Below are 12,877 nucleotides of genomic sequence, written 5' to 3'. Positions count from 1 at the left end.
GGAGGACGGGCCGCGCCGCGGAACCCGCCGACGGGCCCGCGGGCGGAGCACACGGCGCAGCCCGGTGGCGGGCCCGAGCTCCGGGCCCCGACCGGCGGGGCCGGGCCCCGGCCCGGCGCGTGCCGGGCCGGAGTGACGACCTAGACGACCGCGCCGCGGCCCGGGTCGTCGTCCTCGTCGTCGCCGTGGTCCATGCGCGCCACCAGGGTGGCGAAGCCGCCCAGGAAGCCGCCGATGCCCAGGGTGGTCAGCCACCAGGTCATGTCCCACTGCAACAGCACCGCCAGCAACAGCAGCACCGGCCCGCCGACCACCGCGAGCCACGCGAACTTCGCCGTCGTGTCGGCCGGCGGCAGCTCCGGCTCCGGCGGGACGAAGTGGCCCTCGTCGGACGCGGTCAGGTCGTCGTCCTTCGGCTCCGCCAGGGAGTGGTCGCGCGGGCCCGCCACGGGCCCGTCCGCGCCCACGCCCGGGGCGAACACCACCGAGCTGCCCAGGGCGGGCGCGGCCGGAGCCGCCGGCGCGGCCGGTGTCGCGGGGGCCTCGGGGGCCTCCGGCGGCTCCGGCTTCACGTCCTCCTCGGGCAGCATCAGGTTCTCGATCGGCCGGAACGGTCTGGCCCCCGGCGGGTCCGGCGGCTCCTGCCCGTACCCGGCGACGATCGCGGCCCACGCCGCCTCCTCGTCCAGCGGGGGTACGCCCCCGGACGGCTCCTCGTGCTCAGCCACCGCTGGCCGCCCCCTCCCTGCCGACGCTCTGTGCGAGCCGTCCGACGAACGCATAGCTGTCCGCGAAGATCCGCTCCGCGTCATGGTCCAACGTCGCGACGTGGTAGCTCTGTTCCAGCAGGGTCTCGGTGACGTCCGTCGAGGACACCCGGGCCAGGATCCGCGCCGAGTCGGCCGGCGGGACGACGTGGTCCTGCGGGCTGTGCAGCAGCAGCACCGGCTGCGTCACCTGCGGCAGCTCGGTGTCCACCAGCCGCAGGAAGGCGCGCAGGGAGTGCGCGGCCCGCGTCGGGACCCGGTCGTATCCCACCTCGGCCGACCCCGGCTTCGCGATGTCGCTGGCGATGCCCGGCGTCGACCGGATGAAGTGCTTGGCCACCGGAAGGGCCACGGCCAGGGGGTCGTGCACCTTGTTGGCGGGGTTGACGAGCACGATGCCGCTGATCGCGTCCCCGTGCCGGGCGGCCAGCCGCAGCGTCAGCGCGCCGCCCATCGACAGCCCGAAGACGAACACCCGCTCGCACCGGTCCAGCAGCTCGCGCAGCGCGCGGTCGACCTCCGCGTACCAGTCCTGCCAGCCGGTGAGCTGCATGTCCTCCCAGCGGGTCCCGTGTCCGGGCAGCAGCGGCAGGGACACCGTCAGACCCCGCTCGGCGAGGTACTCGGCCCACGGGCGCAGGGACTGCGGGGAGCCGGTGAAGCCGTGGCAGAGGAGGACGCCGACCTCTCCGCCCTCGTGGCGGAACGGCTCGGCTCCAGGGAGGACGGGCACCAGGGTCTCCTTAACGGGGGCGGGGGGTGGGGGGTGCGTTGCTCTGTGTGACTTCACCGTACGCGACCGGGGTGGTACCGACCAGGGCCGTCGGGCCGCTCCCGGTGGAGCCAGGGGATAAGGTCTGTTCGACAGACACAGGAAGGCTTTCGAGTTGATCTACGGCGCAATGAAGTTCTCCATCGGCGGTTCCCTGAAGCTCGCCTTCAGGCCGTGGGTGGAGGGCCTCGAGAACATTCCCGCCGAGGGGCCGGCGATCCTCGCGAGCAACCACCTGTCCTTCTCCGACTCCTTCTTCCTGCCGGCGGTCCTGGACCGGAAGGTGACCTTCATCGCGAAGGCCGAGTACTTCACCTCCCCCGGGGTCAAGGGCAAGCTGACGGCGGCCTTCTTCAAGGGCGTCGGCCAGCTGCCGGTGGACCGCTCCGGCGCGCGCGGCGCGGGCGAGGCCGCCATCAAGAGCGGCATCGAGGTCATCGAGCGCGGGGAGCTGTTCGGTATCTACCCCGAGGGGACCCGTTCACCCGACGGCCGGCTCTACCGGGGCAAGCCCGGCGGGCTGGCCCGCGTGGCGCTCGCCACGGGAGCCCCCGTGATCCCGGTGGCGATGATCGACACCGAGAAGATCCAGCCGCCCGGCAAGGTGGTCCCGAAGCTGATGCGGCCGGGCATCCGGATCGGCAAGCCGCTGGACTTCAGCCGCTACCAGGGCATGGACGGGGACCGCTTCATCCTCCGCTCGGTGACCGACGAGGTCATGTACGAGATCATGAAGCTCTCCGGCCAGGAGTACGTGGACATCTACGCCACGGCCGCCAAGCGCCAGATCGCCGACGCCGAGAAGGCGGAGAAGGCCGAGAAGACGGAGAAGGCCAAGGCCGAGAAGGCCGAGAAGGCCGAGGCGGAGAAGGCCGACAGGGCCGAGCAGGGCGAGAAGAACGAGTAGGACGGCGCGGCGGCCCTGACCGCCCGCGCGGGGGGCGGTGGAGATGGCGAAGCGCGAGCGCGTCGTACGCATGTCGGTCGAGCAGCCGTTGTGGCGGGCGCTGACCGCCTACCGCCTGCTGACCATGGTCTACGCGGTGCTGCTCTTCGCCGTCGCGTACCGGCGCTTCGAGCGGCCCTGGATCGCCGCCGGCTACCTGGCGGTGCTCGCCGTGTGGACGCTCGCCACCCACTCCCGGGTGGCGAACGCCGCCCGCTGCACCAAGGGGTTCCTCGGCGCGGACCTCACCGTCGCGATCGTCGGCATCCTGCTGACCCCGCTCACCGACGACCACGAGCGGATCGCCGCCGGCGGGCCCACCCTGCCCACCATCTGGACGGCGGGCGCGGTCCTCGCCTTCGCCCTCAAGGGCGGCTGGCGGTGGGCCGGCTTCGCCTCGACGTTCGTGGCCGCCGCCAACATCCTCGTCCACGGCGGCGACCCCACCAGCGACACCCTGCACAACGTCCTGCTGGTCTGGGTCGCCTCCATCGCGATCGGCTACGTCGTCGAGGTCGCCCGGGCCAGTGAGGCCACCCTGGCCCGCGCCCTGGAGATCGAGGCGGCCACCCGCGAGCGCGAGCGCCTCGCCCGGGACATCCACGACGGGGTCCTCCAGGTCCTCGCCATGGTCCAGCGCCGCGGCACCGAACTGGGCGGCGAGGCCGCCGAACTCGGGCGGATGGCCGGGGAACAGGAGGTGGCGCTGCGCACCCTGGTCTCCAGCGGCCTGGTGCACCCCTCACGGGTCCAGCGCGACGAGTCGCTCGGCGCGCTGGTGGACACCTACGAGGTGGAGGAGCCCGGCGCCGACGACGGCGAGCTGGACCTGCGTTCCCTGCTCGCCCCGCACGCCGGTTCGCGGGTGAGCTTCGCCGAGCCGGGCACCCCCGTACCGCTGCCGGTGCCCGCCGCGCGGGAGCTGGCGGCGGCCGTCGGGGCGGCCCTGGACAACGTGCGCAAGCACGCCGGGGACGAGGCCCGCGCCTGGATCCTGGTCGAGGACTGGGGCGACGAGGTGATCGTGACCGTGCGCGACGACGGTCCGGGCATCCCGGCCGGGCGGCTGGACCAGGCGGAGGGCGAGGGGCGCATGGGCGTGGCCCTGTCGATCCGCGGCCGGCTGCGCGACCTCGGCGGCACCGCCGAGCTGGTGTCCGTCCCCGGGCAGGGCACCGAAGTGGAACTGAAAGTACCGAGGGGGAGGACCCAGTGAGCGAGCCGCACGAGATCAAGGTGATGGTCGTCGACGACCATCCGATGTGGCGGGACGCGGTGGCCCGGGACCTGGCCGCCGCCGGGTTCGACGTGGTGGCCACGGCCGGCGACGGCCCGGAGGCGGTCCGCCGCGCCCGCGCCGCCGGCCCCGCGGTGCTGGTCCTCGACCTGAACCTGCCCGGCATGCCCGGCGTACAGGTCTGCAAGGAGCTGGTCGGCGCCGATCCGGCGCTGCGCGTGCTCGTCCTGTCGGCCAGCGGCGAGCACGCCGACGTCCTGGAGGCGGTGAAGTCCGGGGCCACCGGCTACCTGCTGAAGTCGGCCGGCGCCCAGGAGCTGATCGACGCGGTCCGCCGCACCGCGGCCGGCGACCCGGTGTTCACCCCGGGCCTGGCCGGTCTGGTCCTCGGCGAGTACCGCCGGCTGGCCACCGAGCCGACGCCCGCCACCCCCGACGAGCCGAAGGCCCCCCAACTGACCGACCGCGAGACCGAGGTGCTGCGGCTGGTGGCCAAGGGGCTCTCGTACAAGCAGATCGCGGAGCGCCTGGTCATCTCGCACCGGACGGTGCAGAACCACGTGCAGAACACCCTCGGCAAGCTCCAGCTGCACAACCGGGTCGAGCTGGTCCGGTACGCCATAGAGCGCGGACTCGACGACGCCTAGTCGCGTACGACCGGCTCCCCCGATGGAGTAGCCGGTCGTACTTACGTCTTCGTACGAGTGAACGCGGGGACGCAACGCCCCGCGATTCCACCGGAATTGACTCATCCAGGCCCCTTGTTGTGACCTGGGTCACCACTAGCGTGACCGTCATGGCGAAGGGAGATTCCATGAAGGTCGGAGTGCTCACGGGCGGCGGAGACTGCCCCGGGCTCAACGCGGTGATCAGGGGCGTCGTCCGCAAGGGCGTCCAGGAGTACGGATACGGGTTCGTCGGCTTCAAGGACGGCTGGCGGGGGCCGGTCGAAGGGGACACCGTCCCCCTCGACATCCCCACCGTCCGCGGCATCCTGCCCCGCGGCGGCACCATCCTCGGCTCCTCGCGCACCAACCCCTTCAAGACCGAGCACGGGGTCCGCGAGATCAAGGAGAACCTCGCCAAGTACGAGGTCGACGCGCTCATCGCGATCGGCGGCGAGGACACCCTGGGCGTGGCCGCCCGCCTCTACGAGGAGTACGGCATCCCCTGCGTGGGCGTGCCGAAGACCATCGACAACGACCTGTCGGGCACCGACTACACCTTCGGGTTCGACACGGCCGTCGGCATCGCGACCGAGGCCATCGACCGGCTGCACACCACCGCCGAATCGCACATGCGGGTCCTGGTCGTCGAGGTGATGGGGCGGCACGCGGGCTGGATCGCCCTGCACTCCGGGCTCGCCGGCGGGGCCAACGTCATCCTCATCCCCGAGCAGCGCTTCGACATCGACAAGGTCTGCGCCTGGGTGACCTCCCGGTTCAAGGCGAGCTACGCGCCGATCGTGGTGGTCGCCGAGGGGGCGATGCCCACCGACGGCGAGATGGTGCTCAAGGACGCGACGAAGGACTCCTTCGGTCACGTGCGCCTCTCCGGCGTGGGCGAGTGGCTCGCCAAGGAGATCGAGGGGCGCACCGGCAAGGAGGCCCGCACCACGGTCCTCGGCCACGTCCAGCGCGGCGGCACCCCGAGCGCCTACGACCGCTGGCTGGCCACCCGCTTCGGGCTGCACGCGATCGACGCGGTGCGCGACGGCGACTTCGGCAAGATGGTCGCGCTCAAGGGGACGGACATCGTCCGGGTCCCGATCGTGGAGGCCACCGCGAAGCTCAAGACGGTGGACCCGGCGCTGTACGCGGAGGCCGGCGTCTTCTTCGGCTGAGCCGAGCGGGCCACTCGGGCCCGCACGCGCCCCTGCCGGACGGCGTACGCGCGCCACGGGTCGTATCGTGACGAACGACCCGTGGCGCCCCGGACCATCCCGGATCGCCCGGGTCCGTACCGGGTTCGGACGGATCCACCCGGTTCGAGCGGCTCGACGTACGGGAGCAAGCGTGGAGATCCTGGCCTTCGGAGTGACCGCCGACGAGAAGCCGCTCCTGGAGCGGGCCTTCGAGGGGCTGCACGAGATCCGCTGCCTGGAGGTGTTCCTCAGCGAGGACACCGCCCCCATCGCCGCCGGCTACGAGGTCGTCTCCTCCAGCGTGAACGCCGACCTGAGCGCCCGGGTCCTCAACACCCTCGCCGCCGGCGGGACGAAGATGATCGCCCAGCGCTCCACCGGCTTCAACAACATCGACCTCGACGTGGCCCACCGCCTCGGCATGACCGTCGGCCGCGTCTCCCACTACTCGCCCCACTCGGTGGCCGAGTTCGCCTGGACGCTCGCCCTGGCCGTCAACCGCAAGATCGCCCGCGCCTCCAACCGCACCCGCGACTTCGACTTCCGGCTCAACGGGCTGATGGGCCGCGACTTCCACGGCCGCACGGCGGGCGTCCTCGGCACCGGGAAGATCGGCGCGGCCTTCGCCCGCATCGCCCACGGCTTCGGGATGGACCTGCTCGGCTGGGACCTCGAACCGAACCCGGCCTGCCTGGAACTGGGCATGGAGTACGTGGACAAGCAGGAGCTGTTCGCCCGGTCCGACCTGATCAGCCTGCACGTGCCGCTGCTGGAGTCCACCCGGCACATCGTCGACGGGGCCGCCCTGAGGTCGATGCGCGACGACGCGATCCTCGTCAACTCCAGCCGGGGCGGACTCGTCGACACCGAGGCCCTGGTCACGGAGCTGCGGGCGGGCCGCTTCACCGGCGTCGGCCTCGACGTGTACGAGGCCGAGGCCGGGGTCTTCTTCCTCGACAAGTCCCTGGAGGCGGTCGAGGACGACACCCTGGCCCGGCTGGTCACCTTCCCGCACGTGCTGGTGACCAGCCACCAGGCCTACTACACGGCCGACGCCGTCGGCCAGATCATCGAGGCCACCGTCCGCAACGTGACCGACTACCTCGCCGGCCGCCGCTCCGAGAACACCCTCGTACCCTCCTGACGGCGGCCCCGCCGGGCGGGGCCGCCGCCCGGCGCCGCACCCCCCTCACGCCGGGGCCATGACCCCGCTCAGCAGGTCCCGCACCAGCTCCACCCCGCGCAGGGTCAGCACCGACTCCGGGTGGAACTGCACCCCGGCGACGTTCGCGGCGCCCGAGCGCAGGGCGTGCACCTCCCCGTTGGCCGGGTCCCGGGCCACCTCCACGCCCTCCCCGGCCAGCCGCAGCGCCAGCTCGTCCGAGCACCGCGCCGTGTACGTGTTGTAGAACCCGACCACCTCCTCGGCCCCGAACAGGTCGATCCGGGTCTGCGCCCCCTGCGCCGGCTCCGCCTTGCGCACCAGCGGCAGCCCCAGCTCCGCCGCGAGCAGCTCGTGGCCCAGGCAGACGCCGAGGATCCCGCCCCGGTGCGAGGCCAACAGCTCCCCGGCCAGCGCGCGCAGCATCCGCATCTTCGGGTCGTCCTCCTGCGCCGGGTTGCCCGGCCCCGGACCCAGCACGATCGGTCCGTCCCAGGCCAGGGCCGTCGCCCGCAGCCCGGGATCGTCGTAGCGCAGGACGGTCACGTCCAGCCCCGTCACCCGCAGGACGTGGGCCAGCATCGCGGTGAAGGTGTCCTCCCCGTCCACCACCAGGGCGTGCCCCGTGATCCGCTCGGGCCGCTCCTGCATCCGCAGCCAGAACGGGGCCAGGTCCGCGCGCCGGGCGTCCAGCGCCGCCTGCACCCGCGGGTCGTCGGTCAGCCGCGCCCCCTCGAAGGCCGGCCGGGGCGCGGCCTCCCGCACCCCGAGGGCGGCCAGCACCCCGGCGGCCTTGGCGTGGGTCTCGGCGACCTCGCCCCGCGGGTCGGAGTGGCGCACCAGGGTGGCGCCGACGGCCACGCGCAGGGCCCCGTCGGGGGCGATGTCGGCGGTGCGGATCAGGATCGGGGAGTCCAGGGTCTGCGCCCCGGTGGAGTCCAGGCCCAGCAGGGCCAGCGCGCCCGCGTAGTAGCCGCGGCCGCCGCTCTCGTAGCGCTCGATCACCCGGCAGGCGTTCTGGACGGGGGAGCCCGTCACCGTCGCCGCGAACATGGTCTCCCGCAGCACCTCGCGGGCGTCCAGCGAGGAACGGCCGCGCAGCTCGTACTCGGTGTGCGCGAGGTGGGACATCTCCTTCAGGCGGGGTCCGACGACCACCCCGCCCATGTCCCCGACCGTGCACATCATCTTGAGCTCCTCGTCGACCACCATCGACAGCTCCTCGGTCTCCTTGCGGTCGCCGAGGAAGGTCAGGAGCGACTCGGCCGTGGGGCCTTCGGAGGGGTAGCGGTACGTGCCGCTGATCGGGTTCATCACGACGGTCCCGCCCGACATGCGCACGTGCACCTCCGGGCTGGCCCCGACCAGGGTCCGGTCGCCGGTGTGGACGACGTACGTCCAGTACGCGCCGCGCTCGCCCAGCAGCAGGCGCCGGAACAGGGCCAGGGCGTCGGCCCGCCCGAAGCCGTCGATCCGGCCCTCGTAGGTGCGCCGGATGACGAAGTTCGCCCCCTCGCCCCGGCCGATCTCCTCGCGGATCACCCGCTCGACGGTGGTCGCGTACTCCTCGTCCGAGACGTCGAAGCCGCCGCCCTCCACGCGGACCCCGTGGTCGGGCAGGGCGGCCAGGGCCTCGTCCAGCGGCAGCTCCCAGGCCTCCTCGGCGGCCAGCACGCTCAGCGGGGTGCCGTCGTCGCGGACGTCGAAGCCGCGCTCGCGGATCTGGCGGAACGGAACCAGCGCGAGGGTGGGGAGCTCCCCGACGGGCAGGTCCGCGAGCCGCTCGGCCTCGTGGACCGGGCCGAGGAGCACCTCGACCGTGTCGTGGTCGCGGCCCGGGGTGCGCCGCCGCAGCAGGGCGAAGGGCGGGCAGGAGTCGTCGAGCAGTCGGCCGAGGTCGTGCTGTCGGGCGGTGGCTTCCTGGGTCATGGTGGGGACGGTCCTTCCGGTCGGCCGGTGGGTCCGGCTCGGTGTCGGCGGGAGGGGCGCCCCGGTGCCCGTGTCCTGGAAACACGGAAGGCCGCCCCTCGGGGCGGCCTTCGCGTCGCTCGTGTCAGTGGGTACGCACGAGGGGTGGGCCGCCGGGAGCGGACCACCACCAGTTCTTGGCGAAGTGTGCGTACATGCGAGGCACCCTAACCCAAGCGGACGCGATCCCGCTGCATCCGTTCTATACGGCCGTGTGAACCATGGATTCCGTTCCATTCGGGGCGTCCCGCCTTCGAGCCACGCCGTCTCACCAGGTGGGCGCGGGGCCGGACGGCGCGTGAGACGCCGTAATGTGTACGAGGTGACCGTGAACGCTGAAACCCAAGCCCCCGCCCACCAGGCGACCTGGCGAGACCTTCCCGCGGCGCAGCAGCCTTCGTACCCCGATGCCGAGGCACTGCGCGCTGTCGTCGCGGACCTCGAGTCGTATCCTCCCCTCGTTTTCGCGGGTGAGTGCGATCAGCTGCGCGCCCGTCTGGGAGCCGTCGCCAAGGGCGAGGCGTTCCTGCTCCAGGGTGGCGACTGCGCCGAGGCCTTCGACGCCGTGTCCGCCGACCACATCCGCGCCAAGCTGAAGACGCTGCTCCAGATGAGCGCCGTCCTGACGTACGCGGCCTCCGTGCCCGTCGTCAAGGTCGGGCGCATCGCCGGCCAGTACTCGAAGCCGCGCTCCAAGGACACCGAGACGCGTGACGGCGTCACCCTGCCGACCTACCGCGGCGACTCCGTCAACGGCTTCGCCTTCACCGAAGAGGCCCGCGTCCCGGACCCCGAGCGCCTGAAGCGGATGTACAACGCCTCCGCCTCCACGCTCAACCTGGTCCGCGCCTTCACCACCGGTGGCTACGCCGACCTGCGCCAGGTGCACGCCTGGAACCAGGACTTCGTGAAGTCCTCCCCCTCCGGGCAGCGCTACGAGCAGCTCGCGCGGGAGATCGACAACGCCCTGAACTTCATGAAGGCCTGTGGCACCGACCCGGCCGAGTTCAAGGCCGTGGAGTTCTACGCCTCCCACGAGGCCCTGCTGCTGGACTACGAGGGCGCGCTGACCCGTACGGACTCCCGTACCGGCAAGCTCTACGACACCTCCGGCCACATGGTCTGGATCGGCGAGCGCACCCGCCAGCTGGACCACGCGCACATCGAGTTCTGCTCGCAGATCGCCAACCCGATCGGCATCAAGCTCGGCCCGACCACCACCGTGGACGAGGCGCTGACCTACATCGACCGCCTGGACCCCGAGCGCGAGCCGGGCCGGCTGACCTTCGTCGTCCGCATGGGCGCCGACAAGGTCCGCGACAAGCTCCCCGAGCTGGTCGAGAAGGTCACCGCGTCCGGTGCCACCGTCGCCTGGGTCACCGACCCGATGCACGGCAACACCTTCGAGGCGGCCTCCGGCCACAAGACGCGCCGTTTCGACGACGTGCTCGACGAGGTCAAGGGCTTCTTCGAGGTCCACAAGGCGCTGGGCACCCACCCGGGCGGCATTCACGTCGAGCTCACCGGTGACGACGTCACCGAGTGCGTGGGCGGCGGCGACGAGATCTTCGTCGACGACCTGCACCAGCGCTACGAGACGGCCTGCGACCCGCGCCTCAACCGCAGCCAGTCCCTGGACCTGGCCTTCCTGGTCGCCGAGATGTACCGGGACCAGTAGTCGCGATCAGTAGGTGCCTTCCTACGACGATGGGGCGCGGATCGATGTGATCCGCGCCCCATCGGCGTATCCGGGTCTTTTAGGGGACCCTAAGTTTGGGTACGGTTAGGTAAGCCTCACCGAAATGGGGATGGCTCGCAGGACCGTTCCGCACCAGGGAGGTGAACCGCGTGTACGTCTGCTCTTGCTTCGGGGTCACCGACAAGCAGGTCAAGGAACACGCGGCCGCCGGGGCCTGCACGCCCCGCCAGATCGCCTCGGCCACCAAGGCCGGAACCGACTGCGGCTCCTGCGTACGCACCATCCAGGGCCTTCTGGGCCGCGGGAGCTGCCCGCGCAGGGAGCTGCTGGACCAGGGCAAGGGCGCGGCGGTGCTCGCGACCGACGCCGCGCTCACGCCGGACGTGGCGCGCGTACCCGAGCCGGCACTGGCCGACGCCGCGTAACGTACGCCGCCCCCGGTGCGCCGTCCTCACCGCACCACCGCTCAGCTTTCGGGCTGCTCCAGCAGCTGGGCGATGTAGAGCGGCTCGCCGATGCTCTCGATGAGCTCCAGCTGCGTGTCGAGGTAGTCGATGTGGTGCTCCTCGTCCTCCAGGATGTCCTCGAACAGTCGCGCCGAGGTGACGTCGCCCTTGCCGCGCATGACCTCGATGCCCCGCTTGAGGCGGTCGATGGCCTCCACCTCGACCTGGCGGTCGGCCTGGAACATCTCCGTAAGGGTCTGGCCGACCCGCACGTGGAAGAGGCGCTGGTAGTTCGGCAGGCCGTCCAGCATCAGGATGCGCTCGGTGAGCTTGTCCGCGTGCTTCATCTCGTCGATGGACTCGGCACGGGTGTAGTTGGCGAGCTTCGTCCAACCCTTGTTGTCCTGGATGCGGTAGTGCAGCCAGTACTGGTTGATGGCCGTGAGCTCGCCGGTCAGCTGCTCGTTCAGAAACTCAAGGACCTCGGGGTCGCCCTGCATCGCAGAGGCTCCTTCCAAGCAATGTCAGCTAGTGACTGGGCAGGTGCGCGCATCTTTGCACCGCCGCCGGAGGCCGTCCAGTAAGTGCCTCCTTAGTGGGAGTTACCCTGACTTGCCCGAACCGCCCGCGACCTGGTCATGACCACCCCGCGACGTCTGTCACCATGGAGACATGGGTCAGCCGGAAAGCCGGGAATCTCCGGGAGCAGAGCAGCTTGAGCTTCCTCCGGGGCAGCGGTTGCAGAAGGGTTGGCCCGTCACCCACTACGGTCCCGTCCCCAAGTTCAAGCCGGAGCGCTGGGAGTTCCGCGCCTTCGGCGCGACGGCGGACGGCGAGAAGCACTGCTGGAACCACGAGGAGTTCGCGGCCCTGCCGTTCGAGTCCGTCGTGGCCGACCTGCACTGCGTCACCAAGTTCAGCATGCCGGGCGCCGAATGGGGCGGAGTGCCGGCGCGAACCGTCCTCGACCTGGCGCCCCCGGCCCCGCAGGTCACGCACGTCATGGTGTGGGCCGAGTACGGCTTCAGCTCCAACCTGAGACTGGCCGATTTCGCCTCCGAGCGCACCCTCTTCGCCACCCACATGGGGGGCGAACTCCTGACCGCCGAGCACGGCTTCCCGCTCCGGCTCGTCGTGCCGCACCTGTACGCCTGGAAGGGCCCGAAGTGGGTCCGCGGCATCGAGTACATGACGGCCGACCGCCGCGGGTTCTGGGAGGAACGCGGCTACCACAACATCGGCGACCCCTGGCGCGAGCAGCGCTACTCGTACCAGGAGGAGCCGGGCGACGGCCCGGAACTCTGACCCTGACCCTCAGTGGTGGTAGCGGTGGACGACGGCGTGGCCCTTGCCGCGGCCGATCAGCCACTTGTTGACCGGCGTGGTCACGATGAAGGCGGTCACCAGCGCGATCGCGAGGACCACCCAGAACAGCGGATCCGACAGGTGCGCGTCCATGGCGCCCGGCCACAGCGCGATCACCCCGTTGTCGATCAGTTCCATCACGGCGATCGAAAGGGTGTCCGCCGCCAGCGCCACCCGAACGGCGGAACGGAAGTCCACCCCCGCCGCGAGGATCCCGCGCAGCGTGAGGGCGTAGCCGAAGAAGAACGCCAAGGCGATCGCGAGGACCATCGTCGGGACGTTGCCCCAGCCGAGCGCGGTGCCGATGACCATGCCGAGCACCTCGCCGATGGCGCATCCGGTGAGGCAGTGCAGGGTGGCCCTGGCCGCCATGGCCCAGCCGACGGGGCCGTGGGCGGCGTGGGCGGTGTGGCCGCCGTGGTGCGCGTGGCCCTCGTGGCCCTGGTGCTTGTGTTCCTGGTGCCCGTGGCTCTGGTGATCGTGCCCGTGGGGCCCGTGGGGCCCGTGGGGGCCGTGGTGCTCGTGTTCCTGGTGCTCGTGCCCCTGTTCCTGCTCCATGACAACAACCCCCTGATGGGAAACGCCGGGTAACGGTCCTGTCGACATGACGGAACCGTATACCCCCCAGGGGTATTCCTCAAGGGATCTCGG

At 71.5% G+C, this 12,877-nt stretch carries 13 protein-coding genes; 8 read left to right on the top strand and 5 right to left on the bottom strand.

The window, feature by feature from the left end; translation table 11 throughout:
* Window positions 1–140: 140 nt before the first annotated feature.
* Window positions 141–728, bottom strand: a complete 588-nt coding sequence (locus tag AB0D01_RS19670; RefSeq protein ID WP_363056856.1) for a hypothetical protein — start codon at window positions 726–728, stop codon at window positions 141–143.
* A complete protein-coding gene (locus AB0D01_RS19665) occupies window positions 721–1,500 on the bottom strand; it encodes an alpha/beta fold hydrolase (protein WP_363056854.1) in 780 nt (259 codons plus the stop codon). Before AB0D01_RS19665 ends, AB0D01_RS19670 begins: the two co-directional genes overlap by 8 nt.
* Before the next feature lie 169 nt (window positions 1,501–1,669).
* On the opposite strand from AB0D01_RS19665, the gene AB0D01_RS19660 reads away from it, so the two are divergent.
* The 5 genes from AB0D01_RS19660 (at window position 1,670) to AB0D01_RS19640 (ending at window position 6,730) form a co-directional block, all read left to right on the top strand.
* Complete coding sequence (locus AB0D01_RS19660; RefSeq protein WP_363057042.1) at window positions 1,670–2,446, top strand: lysophospholipid acyltransferase family protein; 777 nt, start codon at window positions 1,670–1,672, stop codon at window positions 2,444–2,446.
* 43 nt (window positions 2,447–2,489) lie between these two features.
* A complete protein-coding gene (locus AB0D01_RS19655) occupies window positions 2,490–3,701 on the top strand; it encodes a DUF5931 domain-containing protein (protein ID WP_363056853.1) in 1,212 nt (403 codons plus the stop codon).
* 23 nt (window positions 3,702–3,724) lie between these two features.
* On the top strand, window positions 3,725–4,369 hold the full coding sequence (locus AB0D01_RS19650) for a response regulator transcription factor (protein WP_363057040.1): 645 nt from the start codon (window positions 3,725–3,727) through the stop codon (window positions 4,367–4,369).
* A 167-nt stretch (window positions 4,370–4,536) separates the two neighbouring features.
* Window positions 4,537–5,565: a 6-phosphofructokinase gene (locus AB0D01_RS19645; RefSeq protein ID WP_363057038.1), complete on the top strand. Its 1,029-nt coding sequence runs from the start codon at window positions 4,537–4,539 to the stop codon at window positions 5,563–5,565.
* 172 nt (window positions 5,566–5,737) lie between these two features.
* Window positions 5,738–6,730, top strand: coding sequence for a 2-hydroxyacid dehydrogenase (locus AB0D01_RS19640; RefSeq protein ID WP_363056852.1), 993 nt, complete (start codon window positions 5,738–5,740; stop codon window positions 6,728–6,730).
* 45 nt (window positions 6,731–6,775) lie between these two features.
* Here the strand turns inward: AB0D01_RS19640 and AB0D01_RS19635 are convergent, their stop codons facing one another.
* Entirely contained in the window at window positions 6,776–8,677 is a 1,902-nt protein-coding gene (locus AB0D01_RS19635) for a chorismate-binding protein (RefSeq protein ID WP_363056851.1), read from the bottom strand.
* A 367-nt stretch (window positions 8,678–9,044) separates the two neighbouring features.
* Between AB0D01_RS19635 and AB0D01_RS19630 the strand changes: the two genes are divergently transcribed.
* Together AB0D01_RS19630 and AB0D01_RS19625 are read left to right on the top strand one after the other, a co-directional pair.
* Complete coding sequence (locus AB0D01_RS19630) at window positions 9,045–10,394, top strand: class II 3-deoxy-7-phosphoheptulonate synthase (RefSeq protein ID WP_363056850.1); 1,350 nt, start codon at window positions 9,045–9,047, stop codon at window positions 10,392–10,394.
* 161 nt (window positions 10,395–10,555) lie between these two features.
* On the top strand, window positions 10,556–10,840 hold the full coding sequence (locus AB0D01_RS19625; protein WP_363056848.1) for a (2Fe-2S)-binding protein: 285 nt from the start codon (window positions 10,556–10,558) through the stop codon (window positions 10,838–10,840).
* A gap of 41 nt (window positions 10,841–10,881) precedes the next feature.
* Here the strand turns inward: AB0D01_RS19625 and bfr are convergent, their stop codons facing one another.
* Window positions 10,882–11,361, bottom strand: coding sequence for a bacterioferritin (gene bfr, locus AB0D01_RS19620; protein ID WP_363056846.1), 480 nt, complete (start codon window positions 11,359–11,361; stop codon window positions 10,882–10,884).
* A 172-nt stretch (window positions 11,362–11,533) separates the two neighbouring features.
* On the opposite strand from bfr, the gene AB0D01_RS19615 reads away from it, so the two are divergent.
* Window positions 11,534–12,166 carry a sulfite oxidase-like oxidoreductase gene (locus AB0D01_RS19615; protein ID WP_363056844.1) on the top strand — a complete coding sequence of 211 codons (633 nt, stop codon included), beginning with the start codon at window positions 11,534–11,536 and terminating at the stop codon, window positions 12,164–12,166.
* 9 nt (window positions 12,167–12,175) lie between these two features.
* Here AB0D01_RS19615 and AB0D01_RS19610 read toward each other — a convergent pair whose 3' ends face one another.
* Entirely contained in the window at window positions 12,176–12,784 is a 609-nt protein-coding gene (locus tag AB0D01_RS19610; RefSeq protein ID WP_363056842.1) for a DUF4396 domain-containing protein, read from the bottom strand.
* Window positions 12,785–12,877: the final 93 nt, after the last annotated feature.

It is taken from the genome of Streptomyces sp. NPDC048606 (assembly GCF_040650855.1).
In the GTDB taxonomy this organism is placed as follows: domain Bacteria; phylum Actinomycetota; class Actinomycetes; order Streptomycetales; family Streptomycetaceae; genus Streptomyces.
Note: the sequence above shows the minus strand (reverse complement) of the source record. Positions and strands in the feature narration are given on the sequence as shown.